Genomic DNA, 24,269 nt, shown 5'->3' on the forward strand with positions numbered 1-24,269 from the left:
AAAAGTCCGTCAAATGGCGGAACAAACAGGGATCTTTTTCGTTTCACCGATTAATCCTCGAAATGGTGATGAACGAAAAGATGCCTACGGCCGGGGGATTCCTTCGTTTTTGAAAACAGAATTCGGAAAGTGGTTGTTTCGTTTCCGTAACTCGATTGAGCAGACATTCAATCAATTAAAGAATGATGGACTAGAACAGCCACGTTGGTATGGGTTTCATCGCTATTTACTGCATGTACAATTATGCATTATTATGCACGATTTTGAGTTTTTACTCTAGTTTTGCAACACCATCAATCTTTATAAAAAAGACCAATCCGCCTTTGCGAGCGGATTGGTCGCGATCACTTATAGCATGTTTAATAGCTTCATCAATTGCACGCGCTCTTGTTCTGTTAATGGAACAAGCGGCAAACGTACAGAACCAACATCTAATCCTTTTAGTTGTAATGCGGTTTTGACTGGAGCAGGACTAGGTGCAGCAAATAAACCTTTCATAATCGGGAGCAATCTTTGGTGCCATTTTGCTGCTTCAGCAAGGTTCCCTGCTTCAAAAGCCGCCATCATTTCTTGCATTTCATTTCCGATAATATGAGATGCAACAGAGACCACTCCTGCTCCTCCGATTGCCATCACTGGGAGCGTCAAGCCATCGTCGCCGCTATATAGAAGAAAATCGTCATCTGTACGCGCGATAATTTCTGTCATCGCATCTAAATTGCCGCTTGCATCTTTAACGGCAACAATGTTTGGAATTTCTGCTAAGCGAACAATGGTATCCACACTAATGTTAATAACGGCACGGCCAGGAATGTTATACACCATGATCGGAAGTGACGTGCTTTCAGCAATCGCTTTAAAATGCTGGTAAATTCCTTCTTGGTTCGGTTTATTGTAATACGGTGCCACAATCATGACAGCATCAACACCGGCATCTTCTGCCTTTTTTGTCAGCTCAATCGATGCGCGCGTATTGTTGCTTCCCGTCCCTGCAATAACAGGCACTCGACCGTTGACGACAGAAACAACGTGACGGAATAGAGCCACTTTTTCTTCCGTCGTTAACGTTGGCGATTCTCCTGTCGTACCGGCAATAACGAGCGAATCAGTGCCGTTTTCAATTAAATAATTGACAAGCTGTGTCGTTTTCGCAAAATCAATATTGCCTTTATTATCAAAAGGGGTTACCATCGCCGTAGCGATTTTACCGAATGAAACCAATGTTTTCACTCCTCATTCGAATCGTATTTCACAAATTGTTCTTCAGAGAGATGAAACGCATCATGTAATGCGTTGACGGCTTTCTTTAAATCTTCTTCTTTTACTAATACCCAAATCGTTGTATGGCTATCAGCCGATTGTAAAATTTGAATGCCTTGTTCAGAAAGAGCAGTGACGATTTTAGCAGTGACCCCCGGAACACCAGCAATTCCCGCTCCCACTGTTGACACTTTTGCACACCCTCTTGTCACAACGGGCTCATAACCAATGCGGTGAAGGGCGCCAATCGCGCGATCTGTCATTTCACCAGCCACTGTATAGACGACGCCATGCGGAGAAATATTAATAAAATCAACGCTGATGCCTTCGTTTGCCATCGCTTTGAACACATCTGACTGAAGTTCGTAATGCCCTTCTTTTGCTTGTACCTTTATTTGTGTAATATTCGAGACATGAGCGATACCAGTAACAAGGCGTTCTCTTACATCGCTTCCTTTCTTCGATTTAAGCGAAGAGGTAACGAGCGTTCCCGGTGAATCGGAATACGTTGACCGCACACGGAGCGGCACTTTCGCCTGCATCGCAATTTCTACAGCGCGCGGATGAATGACTTTTGCCCCTTGGTACGCCATATTGCAAATTTCTGTATAGGTAACGACATCGAGAGGTCGAGCATTTTCAACAATACGCGGATCGGCTGTCATCACCCCTTCGACATCGGTAAAGATGTCGACATACTCTGCATTTAGGGCTGCACCGAGAGCAGCGGCGGACGTATCGCTACCACCGCGACCAAGCGTCGTAATATCACCATCTTTTGTTGCTCCTTGGAAGCCGGCGACAACGACAACATCGTATTCTTCTAACGTTTCAAGCAATCGTTCACAACGCATTTCAACAATTTTCGCATTTGTATAATCGCTGTTTGTTCGGAAGCCAGCTTGAGCTCCGGTAAACGCAATTGCCTTAATGCCGTGTTTATTTAGCAGATTCGTAAAAACAACGCTTGAAATAATTTCTCCGCAAGACATCAATAAGTCTTGCTCTCGCTTACTGACATAGGTATCCGTTCCACCAATTAAGCTAAGCAAGGTATCCGTCGCATATGGTTCCCCTTTGCGGCCCATCGCTGAGACGACAACAACTACTTTATACCCGTCTTCTAGCGCTTTTTCAATATGTTTTCGTGCAAAATCGCGTCCGTATTCATCACGGACGGAGGTGCCGCCAAATTTTTGAACAATAATTTTCATGTTAACACCTCGATGTTCTTCAATCATTCATTATTTGACAAGACCTAATTTTAGGAGACTTTCTGCAATTTGTACAGAGTTCCATGCAGCTCCTTTTAATAAATTATCAGAGACAATCCATAGGTGGAACGCGTCATCACGATCTAAATCTTTGCGAATTCGGCCGACAAATACGTCATTTTTTCCAACACAATCAGCCGGCATCGGATATAGTTGTTCAGTTGGGTCGTCTTGCAAAATAACACCTGGCGCATTTTTTAATATGTTCTTAATGTCTTCCGCACTTACGCCTTCTTTTTCAATTTCAATGTATACAGATTCAGAATGACCCGTGATCACCGGAATGCGTACGCATGTTGCGGCGATTTGTAATTCAGGCATGTGCATAATTTTTTTCGTTTCGTTCATCATTTTGATTTCTTCAAAGGTAAAGCCATTATCTTGGAATTTATCAATTTGCGGAACTGCATTGAATGCAATTTGATAATGCTTGCGGTCGGATTTTACCGGTAAAATTTCCGGTGTGAACGGTTCACCGTTAAGAATCGCTTTTGATTGGGCTTTTAGTTCTTCGATCGCTTGTGCCCCTGCCCCCGATACAGCTTGGTACGTGGAAACAATCACTTTTTTCAAACCGAATGCTTGGCGAATCGGTTCAAGAGCCACGACCATTTGAATCGTTGAACAATTTGGGTTCGCGATAATGCCATTATGCCATTTTACGTCTTCCTCATTTACTTCAGGCACAACAAGTGGCACGTTTTCGTCCATGCGGAACGCGCTTGTATTGTCAATGACAATGGCACCACGCTTAACCGCTTCTGGGGCGAGCGCTTTTGATACAGAGCCGCCAGCGCTAAACAGCGCAATATCAACCCCTTCAAAGCTCTCTGGTTTCGCTACTTGCACTTCGATCTCTTGACCTTTAAAGGTTGCTTTTTTCCCTGCTGAGCGCTCCGAAGACAACAACGTTAATGTCCCAACAGGAAAGTTTTTATTTTCGAGCGTTTGAATCATTTGCTGACCAACCGCGCCTGTTGCTCCTACGACTGCTACATGAAAACGTCTTTGTTCCATCGCTCATTCTCCTTCCACCTAATCACTCAATCACATTGTATAAACTGATAGTTTTTATTTTAACATATTAGATTGTAAAGGAGAGAAAAATTTTATATGCCTGTATAAATTTTCTTTTGTTTGATTTTTTATTATTAATCCTCATCACGAAACTTTTCGATGATGACCGGTTGCAGTTGTTTTCCTTCTAGAGCGGCGATGACCGTATCGCGCAAGAGCGACATTTTCGCTACCATCGAATTTGGTTTTGTATGTGGGGCGTCTTGACCAAACGGGATAAAATAAATATTTTTCGCAGCCATTAAACGCATTAAGTTAACACCATTTAAACCTAACGCATCGTTCGTGGAAATGCCCACAACAACAGGACGATGATTGCGCATCGTTGCTTTTGCTGCCATCAATACCGGTGAATCAGTCATGGCATTGGCGAACTTGCTCATAGAGTTTCCTGTCAACGGAGCAATGACCATGCAGTCAAGCGGAATTTTCGGACCGAGCGGCTCTGCTTTGACGATCGTATCAATGATTTCATTCCCTGTCATTTCCTCAAGTTTTTTGACCCACTCTTCTCCGTCTCCAAATCTTGTATTTGTCGTTTTTACTGTATGAGTGACAATCGGTAATACTTCCGCTCCTTCTTGCACTAACTTTTCGATTTCTGGCATAACCGCATCATACGTACAATGCGACCCGGTTAACCCAAATCCAATTCGTTTTCCTTTTAAACTCATTTACAAGTTCCCCTTTCTTTTTTGTAAATCGTTAAATAATAATTGAGAAAGAACATTTGCAATGATTTGTCCCGCTGTTTTTGGAGCCACTACTCCCGGCAGCCCCGGGACGAGCAACGCTTTAATTCCGCGTTTTTCTGCATAACGAAAATCGGTTCCCCCCGGCTTAGATGCTAAATCGATAATTAATGTATGGGCAGGCATCTTCGAAATGACACTGGCAGTGACAATGAGATGGGGAATTGTATTAATGCAAATATCAATATCTCTTACTTCTTTTTCTAAATCTTGTAAATAAAATGGTTGAAGTCCCATTTCTGTAATTCGTGCGATATGTTCGGAACGGCGTGCTCCTACTTTTACTTTTGCGCCTAATGCCGCAAACGTGCGGGCAACGGTCATTCCAATACGTCCTAAGCCGAGAACGGCAATACGGGACCCGTGGATCGTAAAATCAGTATGTTGGATGACTATCATAATCGTTCCTTCTGCCGTCGGAATCGAGTTATAAATCGCGACATCATCTCGTTCAAATAACAGCACATGTTTGCGATTAACGGCTTTCATTAAGCTGTCTAAATAACTGTTACTAATGCCGGAATAGACCGTACAATGTTTCGGAGTTTTTAGTAACATTTCTTCCGTAAAAGGGATGGGTTCGTTTGAAAACACAGTATCCACTTTTCCTTCTACATTCGTACCGTGAACGGGCAAAATAATGGCGTCTAAATCAACAAAATCAACTTCATTAATGCTGGCTTTTGTAGCCCCTGTAAAACTATGAGCTAATTGGTCGAAACCAATGAGGGTCAATTTCGCATCCAGTTCCGTTAATTTGCGAATGACTTCTAACTGCCTTGCATCTCCACCAATGATAGCGATATGCATCCCCGTCAACATCATATATAACTCACCTTCTTGTTCGAAAACTCGTTTTGACAACTTCTTTTTCTTTCACATCTTATGAAAGAGGCAGAATATAGGTGAATATCCTAAAAAAGAAAAAGCGGTTGCATCTTGAGATGCAACCGCTTTTTGCACTTCTATTCATCAGGAAAGTCAATGATAATCATATCGGCGCCAACTTTTTTTATATATTTCCATGGAACGCGAATTTCGTTTCCTTCTTTGCGAAAGCCGAACCATTTCCCTGTTGGAATGAGCAACGCTTGAATTTGCCCGGTCTGCTCGTTAATTTCTAAATCGGTTTGGCCTAATACCCCTAGCCGTTCCGCACGTCTAACATCAACGATTTCTTTTCCGCTTAATTCGCTTAGCCTCACCATCTGCTCCTCCTTTGTCCCTTTTTACCATTGTAAGAAAAAAACAATAAAAAAATGCCTGCAAGTTATTCTAGCAGGCATTTTTCCAACATCAAACCGAGCAGTTGTCCTGTTACCAGAAACGGAGGTTCGCCCATATCGGCTCTCCGATCGATAAGAAGAAAATCGCGTAATCATATGTGTTAGCTCTGACGTAGTTCACTTGGCAATTGTCCACTTGGACTAATTAAAGCAAGCGCATAGTCTTCACTAAAAATTTGCTGCGCAAGCTCATTCACTTTTTCTTTCGTCACATTATTAATCTCCTCGATGATTTCATCAAGAGAGCGATGGCGGCCTAGCAACAATTCGTTTTTGCCGTTACGGCTCATGCGGCTGTTTGTGCTTTCTAAGCTTAGCATTAAGCTTCCTTTCATTTGCTCTTTACTATTTTGCAGCTCTTTTTCCGTAATTCCGTCTTCTTTTAATTTGCGAATCGTCTCTTGAATTGTTTCGAATAAAAGATCTAGCTGGTTGTTACCAGTTCCCCCATAAATCGCAAGCAATCCCCCATCTTGATAGGAAGAATGGTAAGAGAACACCGAATACGCTAAGCCCCGCTGTTCGCGAACTTCTTGGAATAGACGGCTGCTCATGCTGCCCCCTAAAATGTTATTTAAAATAATGAGGCTGTAAATATCCGGGTGACCAACTGGCAATCCGTTAAACCCGATACATAAATGGGCCTGTTCGGTATCTTTTTGACGAGCTAATTTTTGCGGCTGAAATATTGGTGCTTGTTCCTGGCGTGTTTGTTGTTTTGCTGTGAAGGCCCCGAAATATTTTTCGATTTGGTTTATAAAGCTTTCCTTCACATTTCCCGCCACCGAAATTACCACTCGATCAGGAGTATAGTAATCTGCCATATATCTGCGGAGTGACTCTCCCGTAAACGTGCGCAATGTTTCTTCTGTTCCTAAAATCGGATAACCAAGCGGATGATTCGCGTAACACGCTTTGCTTAATAAGTCATGAACGATATCATCTGGAGTATCTTCGTACATTTTAATTTCTTCTAATACGACATTTTTTTCTTTTTGCAGTTCTTCATCGACAAACGTAGAATGGAAGAACATATCCGCCAACATTTCCAAAGCGAATTCGGCATGCTCATCTAACACTTTAGCATAATAACATGTATATTCTTTCGATGTAAAAGCGTTTACTTGACCGCCAATACTATCGAATGCTTCAGCAATTTCCCGTGCCGTTCGCGTTTTTGTTCCTTTAAAAAACATATGCTCTAAAAAATGGGAAATTCCATTGTTTTGTTCACTTTCGTTTCGTGAACCTGTTCCGATCCATACGCCAATCGCTACGGATCTTACAGTTGGAATTTGTTCTAGTACAATTCGTACTCCATTTCGACATGTATACTTGTTAATCAAAGCCTTGTTCCTCCTATTTTTTCACAATTCTTTTTTCATCTAATAGCGTAGATACATTGTCGATTTTGTATCCTTTTTGTTGAATCGAAACAATGAGTGGTTCAAGTGCCTCAGCCGTCGATAACGTAGGGTGCATTAAAACCATCGCGCCCGGATGAATTTTAGACATTACCCGTTTCACTATAACAGATGGAGACGGTTTTTGCCAATCAATTGTATCGACGCTCCACATAATTGTTTTCATGTTCAAATCATCGGCAATTTTCACTACATCATCGCGGTAACTGCCGCTTGGAGGAGCGAACCATTTGCATTTGACTCCTGTTGTCGCTTCAATGACTTTATTCGTTTTTTCCAGCTGTTCGCGAATCGCTTGATTGCTCATTGTTTTTAAATCAGGGTGACTGTATGAATGATTGCCAACTTCTTGCCCTGCATCTACAATCATTTTTGCCATATCAGGATGATTTTTTACCCAGCGTCCTTCCAAAAAAAATGTTGCCTTTACGTTATGCTTTTTTAAAATCTCAAGCATTTTCGGGATATATTCATTTCCCCATGCAACATTAATGAGGAAGGTGACCATCGGTTTCTCAGGATGCCCTCGATAAATCGCAGCAGGCGGCAAATCGTCTAGATGAACTTTCGGGGGAACTTGTTCATACACCAGCTTGCTCTTATCAAACGTCCCGTCTTTTTTCATATTTTGGTAAGAGTCGTTAATATTGACCTTTAATCCATTGTAGCCGGGGATGGCTTTCCATACTCTATCAATAACTGCATTTTGCGGAGCAATTTCATATTTTTTTGCTTTTGCTTCAATTTCCATGTATAGCTTATCTTTTGGCTTAGCTGCCTCAACGCTTCTTTCTCGCAACTTTGTAATATATTGATCAATAGCAGGCTGATTGACAATAGACAATGCAAACAAAAGCATAATGAACACCGAAACATATGGAACATATTTTCCTCTCACACCTGTCCCCTCCTTTTCTATTACAAATATGTAAGGCGAGGACAAGATAGAACTATTGCTCCGACAGATATGACAAATAAAAAAGCCGATGATTCCTCCAACTTTACAGCAGGAAGGCTCGGCTTTTTCTCATAACAAAGAAGCCTAGGAAAGTTCCGAGGCTCCTCATTTTATCCGTTCATTCCGTTCTTTTTGTTCGCGCAATACTGCTTTTCGCGACAAGTTGACGCGTCCTTGCTTATCGATTTCCGTTACTTTTACTAAAATTTCATCACCGATTGCGACGACATCTTCCACTTTGCCAATGCGCTCTTCCGCTAACTCGGAAATGTGCACAAGACCATCTTTTCCGTTAAACAATTCCACGAACGCACCAAATTTTTCAATGCGCTTCACTTTTCCTAAATAAATTTGTCCGACTTCGACTTCGCGAACGATATCTTCAATAATCTTTTTCGCTTTTTGGTTCATTTCTTCATTAACGGAGGAAATGAAGATCGTTCCGTCTTGTTCAATATCGATTTTGACGCCCGTCTCTTCGATAATCTTATTAATTTGCTTACCGCTTGGTCCAATGACTTCACGAATTTTATCCGGATTAATTTGCATCGTTAAAATTTTCGGAGCATATTTTGAAAGTTCTTTGCGCGGCTCGCGAATGGTTTGCAACATATGATTTAAAATTTCCATGCGGCCTTTTTTCGCTTGCTGCAGGGCTTCTTCTAAAATTTCGCGCGATAATCCTTTAATTTTAATGTCCATTTGTAAGGCAGTGACCCCTTTAGCCGTTCCCGCTACTTTAAAATCCATGTCGCCAAGATGGTCTTCCATGCCTTGAATGTCCGTTAAAATCGTATAATGGTCTCCATTTTTGACAAGTCCCATGGCAATGCCAGCGACTGGCGCTTTAATTGGCACACCTGCATCCATCATCGCTAGGGTGCTTGCGCAAATACTCGCTTGGGAAGTCGAACCGTTCGATTCCAACACTTCAGAAACAAGACGAATCGTATATGGAAACTCTTTTTCTGATGGAATGACTGGCTCTAACGCACGCTCTCCTAATGCTCCGTGTCCAATTTCGCGACGTCCCGGTCCACGCATCGCTCCCGTTTCACCGACCGAAAATGGCGGGAAGTTGTAATGATGCATAAACCGTTTCGTCTCTTCAATGCCAAGCCCGTCCAAAATTTGCACATCGCCAAGCGCCCCTAACGTACAAACGCTAAGCGCCTGTGTTTGCCCGCGCGTAAACAACCCAGATCCGTGCGTGCGCGGCAAAAGCCCCACTTCGGATGAAAGCGGACGAATTTCATCAATTTTGCGACCGTCTGGACGAATTTTTTCTTCAGTAATGAGGCGGCGCACTTCTTCTTTCACGAGCTTGTGTAAAATTTCATTCACTTGTTTTAACGTTTCTTCATCGGCCTCTTGTTCTTCATATTTGGCAACGACGCTGGCTTTTACTTCATCAATGGCAGCCTCACGCGCTAATTTTTCTGGAACTTGAACAGCGCGCTTAATATCCTCTTCAGCGAGCTGGCGAATATCTGCTTCAAGCTGAGGGTCAAGCTCGTAAAGAACCACTTCCATTTTTTCTTTGCCGACTTGTGCAGCAATTTCTTCTTGGAATGCGATGAGGCGTTTAATTTCTTCATGTCCAAACATAATCGCTTCTAACATGATTTCTTCTGGAACTTCATCGGCCCCAGCTTCAACCATGTTAATGGCATCTTTTGTTCCCGCGACAACAAGATGAATGTCGCTTTTTTCCGATTGTTCGACTGATGGATTAATGACAAATTTTCCATCAACTCGTCCCACTGTTACTCCAGCAATCGGACCTTCAAATGGGATGTCGGAGATCGTTAAGGCAAGCGACGAACCGAACATCGCCGCCATTTCCGGTGAGCAGTCTTGGTCAACACTCATGACCATCGACACAATTTGCACTTCATTGCGAAACCCTTCCGCAAACAATGGACGAATTGGTCGGTCGATGAGGCGGCTGGCTAAAATTGCTTTCTCGCTCGGACGACCTTCGCGCTTAATGAATCCACCGGGAATTTTCCCGACTGCATATAGGCGTTCTTCATAGTTCACAGTTAATGGGAAAAAATCAACATTTTTCGCCTCTTTGGACGCGGTTGCGGTGCTTAAAACCACAGTATCACCGTAGCGGACTAACACCGCCCCGTTCGCTTGTTTTGCTAACTGACCAATTTCCACAACAAGCGGCCGTCCCGCCCAATCTATGGAAAAAACACGTTTTCCTTGCTCCATATAGATGAGTACTCCTCTCTATGTACAAATCAAAAATATCAACGAAGAATTATCATTGGTTTTAGTATGGACGAATGTACAGCAATCTATCAATTATGAGGATGATCACCATTTCTAGAAATTTCTTTATGTAACTAGCAAAAAAGCGGGAATGCTCCCGCTTTTTTCTTACCTTAACGACGTAATCCAAGTTTGTTAATTAATTCACGATAACGTGTAATGTCTTTATTGCGCAAATACGTAAGTAAATTACGGCGCTTACCGACCATTTTTAACAAACCACGACGTGAATGATGGTCTTTTTTATGAACGCGTAAATGTTCATTTAAGTTGTTGATTTGCTCTGTAAGGATAGCGATTTGTACTTCTGGAGAACCTGTGTCGGTCTCATGAATTTTAAACTGATTAATGATTTCGTTTTTGCGTTCTTGTGTTAATGCCATCCTTGTTCACCTCCTCATTATGAAACACCAATTACCGAGCAAGCGTCGGTGACTCGACTTGCCAAGCAATGGTTATTTTACATACATTTATTAGAATACCTCTTTTCGTGACAAAATGCAAGTCTTTTCCGCTATATTCTTAAAATAAGCTTGTGCGTTCGCTTGATCTCTCTTAATTTGTGCAACTAATTGCTCAACACTGGAAAACTTTTGCTCGCTCCGAAGACGCATATGCCATTCAATGGTTACTATTTCTCCATAAATGTCTCTTGCAAAATCAAAAATATGCACTTCGATTGTTGGCCTACCTTCTTGCTTTTCATGGAAGGTTGGCTTATATCCTACATTGCATACCCCTTCAAATGTTTCCGTGCCGATCTTAATTTTGACCGCATATACGCCAAGCGCAGGCAAAAGATAATCATCGGTTAACTCAATGTTAGCGGTGGGAAATCCGATTGTTCTTCCACGCTTTTCTCCGCTAATGACAGTTCCTTCCACTTCATAAAAGCGGCCTAGCAGCTGCGAGAGTTGCTCGACTGCACCGTTTTTTAGAAGCCGGCGAATAGAGGTCGAGCTGATTTTTTCCCCTTTAAGTGTCAATTTCGGGACAATAGTTTGCGTAAATTGCTCGCGGGAGTGAAATGGCAATGTTTCCATTGTCCCTTTGCCAAGTCGTCCGTAAGTAAAGTCGAAGCCCGCGACAACATGTTTCACGTGAAAACCGATAATATATTGATCAACAAATTGTTGTGGAAGCAATTCGGCAAATGAAGATGTAAACTCGACAATATATAAATAATCGACACCTAAATGGGCGATCAGTTGCTCTTTTTGTTTTAATGGTGTAATGCAGTGAATATGTTGTTCTTTTTTTCCTAACACGACGGAAGGATGCGGGTGAAACGTCATCACCGCACTTTTATAGCCTTTTTCAGCAGCGAGGTTCACAGCTGTTCGGATCACTTCCTGATGACCAAGATGGATGCCGTCAAAGTAGCCTAGCGCCATTACCGTCGGTGGGAAGTCTTCTCTTTTCATATGATGAGGATGCGAGATGAATACCGTTTCCATGTTTCTTGTTCACCTTCTGTCTTTCGCTCTTTCCTCAGCAAACACTTTTAACGGTTTGATGAGGTGAGGTTTTGCCGGGTGTTTGATATAGAGAGCTAGCGCTTCTTTCCGTTCATTGATGACTACAATTGGTCCTTCTAACGATTGTAGCAAATGAGGAAGAGGTAAAATAGCTCCGTTTTTTACTTTCCCTGCTACTTTATCATTAATTTGATATTTCGGCAAATAGAAAAGCGCTTTTTCGATTGGTAACAAAATCTTCTCGATTTCGCCGCGCTCAATGTACTGTTCGATTTCTTCAAAGGTGATACAATCTTTTAGAGAGAACGGGCCAGATGCAGTACGAACTAAATGCGACATATGTGCTGGATACCCTAATCGTTCCCCAATCATAACGGCTAACGTACGAATATACGTTCCTTTGCTACATGTGACGCGAAATCGAAACGAAACGGTATCTCCAGAAAATGTTTCTCTTTCATCAAGCAACGTTAATTCATGAATGGTGACGATGCGTGTTGGTCTTTCTACTTCGATTCCAGCGCGTGCATATTCATATAATTTTTTTCCATTCACTTTGACAGCGGAATACATGGGCGGTGTTTGGGCGATTTCCCCCGTTAATTGTTCTAGGACGTGCTCGATTTCGCTTCGCTGAATGATGCGGTCTACTTTTTTCGTCTCGATAACTTCGCCTGAAGCATCTTCCGTTGTGGTGGCTGCTCCTAATGTCACTTCCCCTTCATACGTTTTGCTTGCCCCCGTTAAAAATTCAGCAATTCTTGTTGCTTTGCCAATGCAAATCGGCAATACGCCTGACACATCCGGATCAAGCGTGCCGGTATGACCAACCTTTTTCACCTTTAACAGGCGGCGAATTCGAAACACGCAATCATGCGATGTCATTCCTGCTGGTTTATGTAACAATAGCACCCCGTCCATTCGTGCACCCCTTCTACATACATAATGGAAATGGATAGACGAAATGTCTATCCATCATTCTTCATTTTTTTGTTCCTCTTTTTCTTTAGAAAGTTGCTGAATAAGGGATTCAATGCGATTGCCATAATCGATCGACTCGTCGATTTCAAAATAAATTTCTGGTGTTTTTCGTAAGCGAATGCGCTGACCGATTTCTGAGCGAATAAACCCTTTTGCTTTTGCTAATCCTTTCAATGTATTTTGACGCTGCTCTTCGTCACCTAACACGCTAATATACACTTTTGCTTGCTGTAAATCGCCTGTTACACGCACATCGGTTACGGTAACAAAGCCGATGCGTGGGTCTTTAAGTTTGCGACCGATAATATCGCTTAATTCTTTTTTCATTTGTTCACCAACACGTGTAGCTCGCAAACTCATGTGTTATCACCTCGATTAAAACCACTCAAATGTTGTAACCGTCCGCTCGATTTCCGGAAATGAATCGATCATCTCGAGCGCTCGCTGCAATTCCCGCTCGGTTGTCATTCGATTCGACGTAATGGCCACGATTCCGAGCTTCGTGCGTTGCCACATATCTTGATAATCGATTTCGGCTACTGATATATTATATTTTTGCTTGAGCCGTGTCATTATTCGTTGTAGCACGGCTCTTTTTTCTTTTAATGATTGCGCATCGTAAATGAGGCATTCACAGGCGACGTAGCCGATCATTTACGCTCTACTTCCTGCATAATGTACGCTTCAATGACATCGCCTTCTTTAATGTCATTGAAGTTTTTAATGGTTAAACCGCATTCATAGCCTTGTGCAACTTCTCTTACATCGTCTTTGAAGCGTTTTAATGTGTCAATTTGCCCTTCATAAATGACAACGCCTTGACGGATGAGACGAACACTGCTGTCACGCGTAATTTTACCGTCTGTTACATAGCATCCGGCAATCGTTCCAACCTTAGATACTTTAAATGTTTGACGAACTTCCGCTTGACCGATCACTTTTTCTTCATACTCAGGGTCAAGCATTCCTTTCATCGCTGCTTCGATTTCCTCAATGACTTTGTAAATAATGCGGTGTAAACGAATATCGACTTTTTCAGATTCAGCGACGCGTTTGGCGTTCGCATCAGGGCGAACGTTAAAGCCAATGACAATCGCGTTTGAAGCGGTCGCTAAAATAATATCCGATTCGGTAATTGCGCCGACGCCAGTGTGAATGATTTTCACGCGGACTCCTTCAACCTCAATTTTCTGCAACGCTGCTGCTAACGCCTCGACGGAACCTTGAACGTCAGCTTTCACGATAATATTTAACTCTTTCATTTCGCCTTGTTTGATTTGTTCAAATAAATCATCAAGGCTGACACGAGCTTTCACGCTGCGCTGCTCAAGAAGCTGCTTTTGCGCACGCGCTTCTCCAATTTGCCGCGCTTTTTTCTCATCTTCAAATACCATGAAGCGATCCCCTGCTTGCGGCACTTCATTAAGCCCCGTAATCTCGACAGGAGTTGACGGGCCAGCTTCTTTGACGCGGCGACCTGTATCATTGACCATCGCCCGAACGCGACCGTATGTGCTACCAACAACAATTGGATCGCCGACGTGCAACGTTCCTGCTTGAACAAGCAATGTTGCAACCGGGCCACGACCTTTATCTAATTTTGCTTCGATGACCGTTCCGGTCGCACGGCGATTTGGATTTGCTTTAAACTCCTCTACTTCGCTGACAAGAAGAATCATTTCTAATAAGTTATCGATTCCTTCGCCTGTTTTTGCTGATAATTTACAGAAAATTGTATCGCCGCCCCATTCTTCTGGCACAAGGTTATGTTCCATTAACTCTTGCATAACGCGGTCTGGGTTTGCTTCTGGTTTATCGATTTTGTTGACAGCGACAATAATTGGAACGTTTGCCGCTTTAGCATGGTTGATTGCCTCGACTGTTTGCGGCATGACACCATCGTCTGCGGCAACAACGAGAACAACAATGTCCGTTACTTTGGCACCTCGTGCGCGCATCGTTGTAAACGCTTCGTGTCCTGGAGTGTCAAGGAACGTAATTTTTTTATTGTTCACCACAACCTGATATGCACCGATATGTTGAGTAATCCCGCCTGCTTCTTGCTCGGTTACTTTGGAATTGCGGATCGAGTCTAAAAGCGTTGTTTTTCCATGGTCGACGTGTCCCATAATCGTAACAACTGGAGGACGTTCCACTAAATCAGCTGGATCGTCAACGATTTCTAATGATTCGAATTCCGTTTCGTCAATGACGACTTTTTCTTCGACTTCGACACCGTAGTCGGCGCAAACCAACTCAATGGCGTCTTTATCTAAATCTTGGTTGATTGTTGCCATAATACCGAGCATAAATAATTTTTTAATGATTTCAGATGGCTCCCGGCCAAGTTTTTTCGCTAGCTCTGCGACCGTTAATGAGCCTTCAAACGTAATTTTCTGCGGCAATTCTTTTTCCTTTTTCTTTTGCGGCTCTTGTGGCGCAGGTTGATGAGCTTTTGGTTTTCCTTTATTTTTCTTTTTATTGTGATTAAAAACTTTCTTTTCTTTTTGTTGTGTTTGCAAATCGTGTTTTTTTCCTTCCCGGTTTTTGTTTGCACCTTTTTTGATCGGCACTTTCGTTTCGATGACTTCATCATCATCGTCGAAGTCATCAACATATCCTTTTGGCTTTACAGGTGCTGTCTGCTTTTCTTTCATAACAGGTGGTTGTTTCTGTTCTTTTTTCTTATACGTATGATCCAATTTCTCAACGACTTCCGGTTCTAGCGTAGCCATATGATTAGAAACTTCAATATTCATTTCTTTTAATTTATGAATGATGTCCTTACTAGGTACGTTATTTTTTTTGGCGTACTCATATACACGCATTTTAGACATAGATTCACCCCCACAATGATCCATCGAGCATCGTTATTAATTTTTTGGCAAAGCCTTCTTCAGTGATAGCAACAACCACACGCGCATCTTTGCCAATCGCCTGTCCGAGCATATAGCGATCGGGAACTTTTCGAAGCGGAACGCCGTAGGAAGCGCATTTATCAGAAATTTTTTTCTCCGTATTCACCGATGCGTCTTCCGCCAACAGCACTAATTTCGCTCTTCCGCTGCGAATCTCCTTGATCGCCAGCTCCTCACCAGAAACAACTTTACGTGCTCGATTTGCTAAACCTAATAAAGATGTCCATTGTTTATTGCCCATTCTCTACTTTGTTCTCCTTTTCTGCTAGTTGAAGCAGCTCTTCATATAGTGAGTCAGCAATATCTGCTTTTAAATGATGGGCTAACACGTTTTTCTTTTTTGCAAGCAAAATACAGTCTTTGCTTAACGTAATATAAGCGCCACGACCTGCCTTTTTTCCGGTCGGGTCAATGGAGACGTCCCCATCTTTGGAACGAACAATGCGAATCATTTCTTTTTTCGGCTTCATTTCACCTGTCACAACACACTTGCGTAACGGAATTTTCTTTTGACCGGCCATCTGTGCTCACCTCTCACTCGATTTCTTCCTGTAAATCGAATGTTTGGTTGCTTTCATCTTCATTATTCATGTGTATGTCTTTTGAATCAAGCAAAGTGGATTGGGCGTACGGGTCAATTCCTAATTGCTTTGCCTCTGATTCGCTTTTAATATCGATTTTCCAGTTTGTTAATTTTGCTGCTAAACGGGCATTTTGTCCGCGCTTACCAATGGCTAGCGATAATTGGTAGTCTGGGACAATGACCGTTGTTGCTCTTTCCTCTTCATTGACAATGACGCGTAATACTTTTGCAGGGCTCAACGCGTTAGCAACGAATTCAACCGGGTCCGCTGACCAACGAACGATGTCAATTTTTTCGCCTTTTAGTTCATCCACTACTGCCTGAACACGTTGACCTTTTGGACCGACACAAGCTCCGACAGGATCGACTTCCGGATTGTCAGAGTGAACGGAAATTTTCGAACGGTCACCCGCTTCACGAGCGATTGATTTAATTTCCACCGTTCCGTCATAAATTTCCGGAACTTCAAGCTCAAACAGCCGCTTTAACAGTCCCGGATGGGTGCGCGATACGAAAATTTGCGGTCCTTTTGTCGTTTTTTCTACTTTCGTGATATACACTTTCAGGCGATCATGCGGCTTATAAGTTTCATTTGGCATTTGCTCGCTAGCTGGGAGCAATGCTTCGGCTTTTCCTAAGCTTACGTACGCAAATCTTGGATCCACTCGCTGCACGATTCCTGTCATAATATCTTCTTCGCGGTCGATAAATTCCGCATAAATGACGCCGCGCTCAGCTTCACGCACACGCTGGGTAACGACTTGTTTTGCCGTTTGCGCCGCAATGCGCCCGAAATCTTTTGGCGTCACCTCTAGCTCAACAACATCGCCTACTTGATAATTTGGATTGATGAGACGTGCTTCCTCAAGAGACATTTCCAATCGTGAATCGCTTACTTCTTCGACAACTTCCTTCCGTGCGAAGACGCGAATCGTCCCTGTTTCGATGTTAAAATCGACGCGCACGTTTTGCGCTTGACCGAAATTTCGTTTATAAGCCGACACGATCGCCGCTTCAATCGCTTCGACTAATACTTCTTGGCTAATGCCTTTTTCCCGAACAAGCTCCGCTAAGGCGTCTAATAATTGCGTATTCATGAAACGTAAAATCCCCCTTCTCAAACGTTTGGCTGTCCGTTAAAAAAAGATGACAGCAAGTCTTGCACTCGCAATTTTTTCATACGGAACCTCTACTATTTTTTTACGCGTTTTTTCTTTGACGGTGACAGTAGCGGTTGTTCCATCAAATGCAGTAAGTTCGCCTTCAAACTCTTTTTCTCCTTCAATCGGTTCGTATGTTTTAATATATACATTTTTTCCAACCGCCCGTTCAAAATCAGCTAGTTTTTTTAATGGTCGTTCTGCTCCCGGCGAAGAGACCTCTAGGAAATAGTTATATGGAATCGGATCGACGATATCTAATTTTTCGCTTAATTTTTCGCTTACGACACCGCATTGCTCGATATCGACGCCTTGCTCCGAGTCAATAAATACGCGGAGAAACCAATTTTTCCCCTCTTTGACATATTCGATGTCCACTAATTCGAGGTTCATGTCATTCAGAATGGGTGTAACTAGCTCCTCAACTACTTCTGTCACTTTTTTGCTCATTCTGTCCCTCCTAGAATTCGAGAAAATCGCCTAATCGTTATAATGAGAAAATCCCCTGCAAAACTGCGGGGAAACGATGAAAGCGATCAACATCCAATCAATGCGAAAGAGTGGGTTTCCCCACTCTTTTCCTACACATTATCTTTACCATTTCCACTAAAACTATAACATATTGGGAAATATATTGCAACGAAAAATCGCCATTGGCATCTAGAATAAAGATAGTTGATTATGGTCTGGTAGCGAATCTAAACAGCCGCGGCTTTCTAAATATTCGAGTAACGTCTTTGATAATTTGCCGCGCTGTTGTAAGTCCTCTTTTGATAAAAATTCGCCTTCTTCACGGGCACGAACGATGTTGAGCGCCACGTTCGTCCCAAGACCCGGAATCGCATTAAACGGCGGAATGAGCGAGTTGCCGTCGATGACAAATTCCGTTGCTTGAGAGCGGTACAAGTCAATATTTTTAAACGAAAAGCCGCGTTCGCACATTTCTAATGCAATTTCTAAGACGGTCAACAAGCTTTTTTCTTTTGCTGAGGCGTCCAAACCTTTTGCGTTAATTTCCTCAATACGCTTGCGAATGGCTGCAGAACCTTTAATCATCGCATCTAAATCAAAATCCTCAGCGCGCACGGTAAAGTAAGACGCATAGTATAGCAGCGGATGATGGACCTTAAAGTACGCGATTCTCACTGCCATTAACACGTACGCAGCGGCGTGTGCTTTCGGGAACATGTACTTAATTTTTTTGCATGATTCAATATACCATTCCGGTACGTCATGCTTGCGCATTTCTTCTTCAAACTCAGGGGTTAGCCCTTTTCCTTTCCGAACGGATTCCATAATTTTAAACGCCAAGGACGGCTCCAAACCACGATAAATTAAATACACCATGATGTCGTCACGACAACCGATCACTTCTGATAACGTACAAATTCCGTTTTGAATAAGTTCTTGAGCGTTGCCGAGCCACACGTCCGTTCCGTGCGAGAGCCCGGAAATTTGCACAAGTTCAGAAAACGTTTTTGGCTTTGTATCCTCAAGCATTTGACGAACAAAGCGCGTACCGAATTCCGGAATCCCGAGCGTTCCGACATTACACATAATCTGTTCCGGTGTTACCCCAAGCGATTCAGTACCACTAAAGATTTTCATTACTTCCGGGTCATCGGTTGGAATCGTTTTTGGGTCGATACCGCTCAAATCTTGGAGCATACGAATGACGGTCGGATCATCGTGCCCAAGAATATCCAATTTTAATAAGTTGTCGTGAATGGAATGGAAGTCAAAATGGGTCGTTCTCCATTCGGAACTTGTATCGTCAGCTGGATATTGAATCGGCGTAAAATCATAAATGTCCATGTAATCAGGAACAACAATGATTCCCCCCGGATGTTGCCCGGTTGTTCGCTTGACGCCCGTACATCCTGCCGCAAGCCGGTCAATTTCCGCGCCGCGAAGTTGAAGATTATTGTCACTTGCATATCCTTTGACAAATCCGTACGCAGTTTTATCAGCAACCGTACCGATCGTTCCTGCACGATACACATTGTCCTCGCCAAACAAGACTTTCGTATAGTTATGGGCGCGTGGTTGATACTCCCCGGAAAAGTTCAAGTCAATATCCGGAACTTTATCTCCCTTAAAGCCGAGGAACGTTTCAAACGGAATATCATGCCCGTCTTTTTTATATTTCGTACCGCATTTTGGACAATCTTTATCCGGTAAGTCGAAGCCTGAGCCGACCGAACCGTCATTGAAAAATTCCGAGTGTTTGCAGTTTGGGCAAACATAATGCGGTGGAAGTGGATTTACTTCCGTAATTTCTGTCATTGTCGCTACAAACGAGGAACCAACTGAACCACGTGAACCGACAAGATATCCGTCATCAAGCGATTTTTTCACAAGCTTATGAGAAATTAAATAAATAACCGCAAACCCATGACCGATAATGCTCTTTAGTTCTTTTTCAAGACGTTGTTCGACAATCTCTGGGAGCGGATCGCCGTAAATGCTTTTCGCTCTTCGGTAACTCATTTCGCGAATTTCTTCATCCGCTCCTTCGATACGCGGAGTATAAAGCTCGTCTTTAATCGGTTTGACTTCTTCGATTAAATTGGCGATTTTTTGCGTGTTTGTCACGACGATTTCTTTTGCTTTCTCTTCCCCTAAAAATGAAAAACAATCAAGCATTTCATTCGTCGTCCGAAAATAGACATCCGGCAGTTCATGACGATTAAGCGGATTGGCTCCGGATTGAGAGTGAATTAATATTTTTCGATAAATTTTATCTTCTGGGTGCAGGTAATGAACATTACCAGTAGCAACAACCGGGATATTTAATTTTTCGCCGAGTGAAACAATCTTGCTAATAATTTCTTTGAGCATTTCTTCGTCTTTGACATAGTCCATTTCGATTAACGGTTTGTATACTTCGGGCGGATGGACCTCAAGGAAATCATAAAATTTCGCGATTTCCTCGACTTCTTCCGGCGCTTTTTGAATCATGTTGTCAAATACTTCTCCTTTGTCGCAGCCTGAGCCGACTAAAATGCCTTCGCGATGCTGCTGCAACACGGATCTCGGGATACGCGGAACGCGATAAAAATATTGAACATGGGCAAGAGATACTAGTTTAAATAAGTTTTTAAGACCAACGTCATTTTGGGCAAGCAATGTCACATGAAACGGACGAGAACGTTGATATGATGTTGCTTGGCGTGAGCGCTCATTGAATTCATCGTGATACAAAATCCCTTTTTCTTGCGCATCTTTTAATAGCCGCATAAGCAAATACCCTGTCGCTTCAGCATCGTAAATGGCACGGTGATGCTGCGTTAATTCGATGTCAAATTTTTTACAAAGCGTATTGAGACGGTGATTTTTCAATTCCGGATATAAAAAACGCGCTAGTTCCAATGTATCGATGACGGGATTCGTTACCTTTCCGAGACCGATCTTTTTAAATCCGACATTTAAAAAACCGATGTCAAAGCTTGCGTTATGAGCAACGAGGACGCTGTCACCGATCCATTCATAAAATTGTCGCAACACGTCTTCTACATCCGGAGCATCTTTCACCATATCATCGGTAATACCGGTTAATTCAATGGTCGTAATTGACAGTGGATGGTGCGGATTTGCAAACGATGTAAAACGGTCAATAATTTCGCCGTCTTTCACCTTGACAGCGGCTAACTCAATGATTGTATTGTAAACAGCCGACAATCCAGTAGTTTCCACGTCAAAAACAACATACGTATCTTCCGCTAATAAACGATGCGCTTCATTGTAAGCAATCGGTACCCCGTCATCAACAATATTTGCCTCAACGCCGTACAGAACTTTCATTCCATATTTTTTCGCAGCGCTGTACGCTTCTGGAAATGACTGAACAACAGCATGATCGGTGATCGCAATGGCCGGATGTCCCCATTTTTTCGCCTGTTCAATCAGCTTCGTCACAGAGGTAACCGCATCCATCTGGCTCATCGGTGTATGAAGATGAAGTTCAACTCGCTTTTCTCCTTCCGGAGCAGTATCTTCGCGTTCTTTTGCTTTGATTTCATTAATATCGTTTGCGATGAGAACAAGGTCGCGGACGAACGTGTCGTTTTGCACGCTTCCTCTTACTTTTACCCACATGCCCTTTTTCACGTTGGCCATTAGCGCCACATCTTCTTTGTCGCGCGAGAACATTTTCACAAGAATCGAGTTCGTATAATCGGTGATCTTTAATGTCAATAAGGAGCGCCCGCTTTTTAGCTCTTTTAGCTCAACATCGAACACATAGCCTTGAACGACAACGCGCCGTTCTTCTTCAACGATGCTGTCAAGCGTGCGAATTTCCTCCTCGTCTTTAATTGGATAGCCGATGACAAGTGGTCCTGTCGGTGCCTCGACTGCTTCTTCTGCCGCTGTTTCCTTCTTCATCGTCATTTCCGTTAATGCGGCTAATGCTCGCGCTTCATCTTCTTGTTGTTTTTGTGCTAAAAATTGCTCATAGTCGCTTTCCGATTGTTTCACTTCTGTTTCCAGTTGGAAAAACGGAAAGCCAAACGATTGATATACCTCGGCGATTTTGGCAGCAAAGCGTCTTTTAACAGCAACGGCTTCCGTATCATTGCGCACGGTCACATACAATTTATTGCCTTTGACAACGGGGATCTGCTCATGAAGCAATGTGATCAACGGAGAAGAAATCCCTTGCAACTCTTGTAAACAAAACCGCCAATATCCGTGAACATCCGATTCTGTAAAAGTGGAGTCAACGGTTTGAATCGTATGTTTGACGTTAGCAATGTGTTGAAACGCCTGAACAAGTCTTTGTGCAAATCGCTCGTACACGCTCACAGGTAAAATAGCTGGGAGCAAAAAATAAAAGTGCCAACACTTTTGTTCCTTGTCAATAACAAGTTTTTGAATGCCCGCTTCAGCAAAATACGGAACGAAATCATCCGATGTCAATTGAAGTTGTTGCAACAATACTTGAAACCGCTCTTTTTGCTCGCTCGTTAACATGCGCTCGCTCCTTTCTCCTCTCTCCTTCGATTAGTATATTAGATAATAGGAGAAGGGCTGTCCTGAAACAGGAATCAGCCCTTATTTTTCTGTTTATAAAAGGCTACAGGTTATTGCTCAAGAAGACGTTGAATTGTATCTACAAGTTCGTCAACATGGACTTCCATTGATTCCCCTGTCCGGCGCACTTTCACTTCGACGATTCCTTCTCCGGCGCGTTTCCCAATCGTGACACGAACAGGGATGCCAATTAAGTCACTATCTGCAAATTTCACACCTGGACGTTCTTGACGGTCATCGTACAGCACTTCAAAACCTGCTTGTCCCAATTTTTCGTACCATTCGTCCGCGAGCTGACGCTGTTCATCGTTTTTTGGATTGATAGAAATTATATGCACATGAAACGGAGCAACAGCAGCTGGCCAAACAAGACCGTTTTCATCAGCAAACTGTTCAGCAATCGCCGCCAACAAGCGTGAAACACCAATGCCGTAACATCCCATAATCATCGTTTGCGTCCGGCCATTTTCATCTAAATATGTTGCATTCATCGCTTCGCTATAGCGCGTACCTAGTTTAAAGACGTGGCCAACCTCAATTCCGCGCGCAAAACGAATCGTTCCTTTTCCATCTGGTGATGGGTCACCTTCTTGGATGAAGCGTAAATCTGCATATTGAGAAACAGTGAAATCACGCTCAGGATTTACCCCGATATAGTGATATCCTTCTTCGTTGGCACCGCACACTCCATTGACGATCGCTTGAACGGCGTGATCTGCAACAACCGTGATGGATTCGCTCACGCCAATCGGACCTAATGAGCCGACTGCACATTTCATCACTTGTTTTGTTTCTTCCGGTGAAGCAAGTTCGACGACAGAGGCATCGAACAAGTTTTTCACTTTCACGTCGTTTGCCTCATGGTCGCCGCGGACAAGCACGAGAACGTATTTGTCATCGACTTTAAAGAGCAACGATTTGATACATTTTTCTGCCGGCACGCTCAAAAACGAAGCCACTTCTTCGATCGTTTTTTGTTCTGGTGTATGCACTTTTTCTAGTTCACGAAGCGGTTCATTGCTTTTTTCATATGTCGTAACGACCGGCGCCATTTCAATGTTTGCCGCGTAGTCTGAAGCGTCAGAATACGCGATCGTATCTTCACCGATGTCTGACAGCACCATGAATTCATGTGTATCTTTTCCGCCAATCGCGCCTGAATCGGCGATGACCGCACGGAAATTCAGGCCGCAGCGACGAAATATATTGGAATACGCTTCATACATTTTATTGTACATTTCGTCCAAACTTTCTTTCGATGTATGAAACGAGTACGCATCTTTCATAATGAACTCGCGGCCACGCAACAACCCGAAGCGAGGGCGCTTTTCATCACGAAATTTCGTTTGAATTTGATATAGTGCTAATGGCAGACGCTTATATGTTTTGATTTCATCACGCACTAACGCTGTGATGACTTCCTCATGGGTCGGTCCGAGCGCAAAATCGCGTTCATGACGGTCTTTCAGCCGCATTAATTCCGGGCCATATGAGTACCATCGACCGGATTCCTGCCATAATTCTGCCTGTTGTAACGCCGGCATGAATAACTCGATCGCTCCGGCGCGATTCATTTCTTCGCGAATAATCGTTTCGATTTTTTGTAACACGCGTTTGCCCAGCGGTAAAAACGTATAAACACCGCTTGCGCTTTGACGAATAAATCCTGCGCGCAACAAAAGCTGATGGCTTTTTACCTCTGCATCTGCTGGCACTTCTCGTAACGTTGGAATAAACGATTGACTTTGTCTCATCCTATTGCACCTCTTTATTTCTATATCTCTTTTTCAAAAAGAAGGGA

21 protein-coding genes and 1 pseudogene are annotated in these 24,269 nt (G+C 43.0%); 1 reads left to right on the forward strand and 21 read right to left on the reverse strand.

The window, feature by feature from the left end; translation table 11 throughout:
- Positions 1-280, forward strand: a pseudogene (locus HNR31_RS03455) (ISNCY family transposase); the annotation flags it as partial.
- A gap of 68 nt (positions 281-348) precedes the next feature.
- On the opposite strand, the gene dapA reads toward HNR31_RS03455, so the two are convergent.
- The 21 genes from dapA to HNR31_RS03560 all read right to left on the reverse strand — a co-directional run bounded on the left by dapA (position 349) and on the right by HNR31_RS03560 (position 24,222).
- Complete coding sequence (gene dapA, locus HNR31_RS03460; RefSeq protein ID WP_181554877.1) at positions 349-1,221, reverse strand: 4-hydroxy-tetrahydrodipicolinate synthase; 873 nt, start codon at positions 1,219-1,221, stop codon at positions 349-351.
- A 5-nt stretch (positions 1,222-1,226) separates the two neighbouring features.
- Positions 1,227-2,474 (reverse strand): aspartate kinase, encoded by a 1,248-nt coding sequence (gene dapG, locus HNR31_RS03465; protein WP_181554878.1) that lies wholly within the window; start codon positions 2,472-2,474, stop codon positions 1,227-1,229.
- Between the two features lie 30 nt (positions 2,475-2,504).
- Positions 2,505-3,551 carry an aspartate-semialdehyde dehydrogenase gene (gene asd, locus HNR31_RS03470; RefSeq protein WP_181554879.1) on the reverse strand — a complete coding sequence of 349 codons (1,047 nt, stop codon included), beginning with the start codon at positions 3,549-3,551 and terminating at the stop codon, positions 2,505-2,507.
- A gap of 134 nt (positions 3,552-3,685) precedes the next feature.
- Positions 3,686-4,285: a dipicolinate synthase subunit B gene (locus HNR31_RS03475; RefSeq protein ID WP_181554880.1), complete on the reverse strand. Its 600-nt coding sequence runs from the start codon at positions 4,283-4,285 to the stop codon at positions 3,686-3,688.
- Positions 4,286-5,188 (reverse strand): dipicolinic acid synthetase subunit A, encoded by a 903-nt coding sequence (gene dpaA, locus HNR31_RS03480; protein WP_181555234.1) that lies wholly within the window; start codon positions 5,186-5,188, stop codon positions 4,286-4,288.
- 140 nt (positions 5,189-5,328) lie between these two features.
- Complete coding sequence (locus tag HNR31_RS03485) at positions 5,329-5,568, reverse strand: YlmC/YmxH family sporulation protein (protein WP_181555235.1); 240 nt, start codon at positions 5,566-5,568, stop codon at positions 5,329-5,331.
- 182 nt (positions 5,569-5,750) lie between these two features.
- The gene (locus HNR31_RS03490; protein ID WP_181554881.1) at positions 5,751-6,995 is read right to left on the reverse strand and encodes a M16 family metallopeptidase; all 1,245 of its coding nucleotides are present in this window, start codon (positions 6,993-6,995) and stop codon (positions 5,751-5,753) included.
- Positions 6,996-7,008: 13 nt separating this feature from the next.
- Entirely contained in the window at positions 7,009-7,932 is a 924-nt protein-coding gene (locus tag HNR31_RS03495) for a polysaccharide deacetylase family protein (RefSeq protein ID WP_181555236.1), read from the reverse strand.
- Between the two features lie 204 nt (positions 7,933-8,136).
- The gene (pnp, locus tag HNR31_RS03500) at positions 8,137-10,254 is read right to left on the reverse strand and encodes a polyribonucleotide nucleotidyltransferase (RefSeq protein WP_181554882.1); all 2,118 of its coding nucleotides are present in this window, start codon (positions 10,252-10,254) and stop codon (positions 8,137-8,139) included.
- Positions 10,255-10,427: 173 nt separating this feature from the next.
- Positions 10,428-10,697 carry a 30S ribosomal protein S15 gene (rpsO, locus tag HNR31_RS03505; protein ID WP_181554883.1) on the reverse strand — a complete coding sequence of 90 codons (270 nt, stop codon included), beginning with the start codon at positions 10,695-10,697 and terminating at the stop codon, positions 10,428-10,430.
- Positions 10,698-10,787: 90 nt separating this feature from the next.
- The gene (gene ribF / locus HNR31_RS03510; protein ID WP_181554884.1) at positions 10,788-11,771 is read right to left on the reverse strand and encodes a bifunctional riboflavin kinase/FAD synthetase; all 984 of its coding nucleotides are present in this window, start codon (positions 11,769-11,771) and stop codon (positions 10,788-10,790) included.
- A gap of 9 nt (positions 11,772-11,780) precedes the next feature.
- A complete protein-coding gene (truB, locus tag HNR31_RS03515) occupies positions 11,781-12,713 on the reverse strand; it encodes a tRNA pseudouridine(55) synthase TruB (protein ID WP_181554885.1) in 933 nt (310 codons plus the stop codon).
- Between the two features lie 54 nt (positions 12,714-12,767).
- Positions 12,768-13,133, reverse strand: coding sequence for a 30S ribosome-binding factor RbfA (rbfA, locus tag HNR31_RS03520; RefSeq protein WP_181554886.1), 366 nt, complete (start codon positions 13,131-13,133; stop codon positions 12,768-12,770).
- 15 nt (positions 13,134-13,148) lie between these two features.
- The gene (locus HNR31_RS03525) at positions 13,149-13,427 is read right to left on the reverse strand and encodes a DUF503 domain-containing protein (protein WP_181554887.1); all 279 of its coding nucleotides are present in this window, start codon (positions 13,425-13,427) and stop codon (positions 13,149-13,151) included.
- The gene (infB, locus tag HNR31_RS03530; protein ID WP_181554888.1) at positions 13,424-15,610 is read right to left on the reverse strand and encodes a translation initiation factor IF-2; all 2,187 of its coding nucleotides are present in this window, start codon (positions 15,608-15,610) and stop codon (positions 13,424-13,426) included. The genes HNR31_RS03525 and infB overlap by 4 nt, the downstream gene beginning before the upstream one ends.
- Positions 15,611-15,614: 4 nt before the next feature.
- A complete protein-coding gene (locus HNR31_RS03535) occupies positions 15,615-15,932 on the reverse strand; it encodes a YlxQ family RNA-binding protein (protein WP_181554889.1) in 318 nt (105 codons plus the stop codon).
- Positions 15,922-16,212 (reverse strand): RNase P modulator RnpM, encoded by a 291-nt coding sequence (rnpM, locus tag HNR31_RS03540; protein WP_181554890.1) that lies wholly within the window; start codon positions 16,210-16,212, stop codon positions 15,922-15,924. Before rnpM ends, HNR31_RS03535 begins: the two co-directional genes overlap by 11 nt.
- A 13-nt stretch (positions 16,213-16,225) precedes the next feature.
- Positions 16,226-17,371 (reverse strand): transcription termination factor NusA, encoded by a 1,146-nt coding sequence (gene nusA / locus HNR31_RS03545; protein ID WP_181554891.1) that lies wholly within the window; start codon positions 17,369-17,371, stop codon positions 16,226-16,228.
- A 39-nt stretch (positions 17,372-17,410) separates the two neighbouring features.
- A complete protein-coding gene (rimP, locus tag HNR31_RS03550) occupies positions 17,411-17,884 on the reverse strand; it encodes a ribosome maturation factor RimP (RefSeq protein WP_181554892.1) in 474 nt (157 codons plus the stop codon).
- Positions 17,885-18,094: 210 nt separating this feature from the next.
- Positions 18,095-22,408 (reverse strand): PolC-type DNA polymerase III, encoded by a 4,314-nt coding sequence (locus tag HNR31_RS03555; protein WP_181554893.1) that lies wholly within the window; start codon positions 22,406-22,408, stop codon positions 18,095-18,097.
- A gap of 110 nt (positions 22,409-22,518) precedes the next feature.
- The gene (locus HNR31_RS03560; RefSeq protein WP_181554894.1) at positions 22,519-24,222 is read right to left on the reverse strand and encodes a proline--tRNA ligase; all 1,704 of its coding nucleotides are present in this window, start codon (positions 24,220-24,222) and stop codon (positions 22,519-22,521) included.
- Positions 24,223-24,269 lie beyond the last annotated feature (47 nt).

It is taken from the genome of Thermaerobacillus caldiproteolyticus (assembly GCF_013761245.1).
GTDB lineage: Bacteria > Bacillota > Bacilli > Bacillales > Anoxybacillaceae > Thermaerobacillus > Thermaerobacillus caldiproteolyticus.

Excerpts from the sequence above, each read along its gene's own strand:
- dapG (WP_181554878.1), bottom strand. The coding sequence starts at position 2,474 with ATGAAAATTATTGTTCAAAAATTTGGCGGCACCTCCGTCCGTGATGAA.
- asd (WP_181554879.1), bottom strand. The coding sequence starts at position 3,551 with ATGGAACAAAGACGTTTTCATGTAGCAGTCGTAGGAGCAACAGGCGCG.
- HNR31_RS03475 (WP_181554880.1), bottom strand. The coding sequence starts at position 4,285 with ATGAGTTTAAAAGGAAAACGAATTGGATTTGGGTTAACCGGGTCGCAT.
- dpaA (WP_181555234.1), bottom strand. The coding sequence starts at position 5,188 with ATGATGTTGACGGGGATGCATATCGCTATCATTGGTGGAGATGCAAGG.
- HNR31_RS03495 (WP_181555236.1), bottom strand. The coding sequence starts at position 7,932 with ATGCTTTTGTTTGCATTGTCTATTGTCAATCAGCCTGCTATTGATCAA.
- pnp (WP_181554882.1), bottom strand. The coding sequence starts at position 10,254 with ATGGAGCAAGGAAAACGTGTTTTTTCCATAGATTGGGCGGGACGGCCG.
- rpsO (WP_181554883.1), bottom strand. The coding sequence starts at position 10,697 with ATGGCATTAACACAAGAACGCAAAAACGAAATCATTAATCAGTTTAAA.
- ribF (WP_181554884.1), bottom strand. The coding sequence starts at position 11,771 with ATGGAAACGGTATTCATCTCGCATCCTCATCATATGAAAAGAGAAGAC.
- truB (WP_181554885.1), bottom strand. The coding sequence starts at position 12,713 with ATGGACGGGGTGCTATTGTTACATAAACCAGCAGGAATGACATCGCAT.
- rbfA (WP_181554886.1), bottom strand. The coding sequence starts at position 13,133 with ATGAGTTTGCGAGCTACACGTGTTGGTGAACAAATGAAAAAAGAATTA.
- HNR31_RS03525 (WP_181554887.1), bottom strand. The coding sequence starts at position 13,427 with ATGATCGGCTACGTCGCCTGTGAATGCCTCATTTACGATGCGCAATCA.
- infB (WP_181554888.1), bottom strand. The coding sequence starts at position 15,610 with ATGTCTAAAATGCGTGTATATGAGTACGCCAAAAAAAATAACGTACCT.
- HNR31_RS03535 (WP_181554889.1), bottom strand. The coding sequence starts at position 15,932 with ATGGGCAATAAACAATGGACATCTTTATTAGGTTTAGCAAATCGAGCA.
- rnpM (WP_181554890.1), bottom strand. The coding sequence starts at position 16,212 with ATGGCCGGTCAAAAGAAAATTCCGTTACGCAAGTGTGTTGTGACAGGT.
- nusA (WP_181554891.1), bottom strand. The coding sequence starts at position 17,371 with ATGAATACGCAATTATTAGACGCCTTAGCGGAGCTTGTTCGGGAAAAA.
- rimP (WP_181554892.1), bottom strand. The coding sequence starts at position 17,884 with ATGAGCAAAAAAGTGACAGAAGTAGTTGAGGAGCTAGTTACACCCATT.
- HNR31_RS03555 (WP_181554893.1), bottom strand. The coding sequence starts at position 22,408 with ATGTTAACGAGCGAGCAAAAAGAGCGGTTTCAAGTATTGTTGCAACAA.
- HNR31_RS03560 (WP_181554894.1), bottom strand. The coding sequence starts at position 24,222 with ATGAGACAAAGTCAATCGTTTATTCCAACGTTACGAGAAGTGCCAGCA.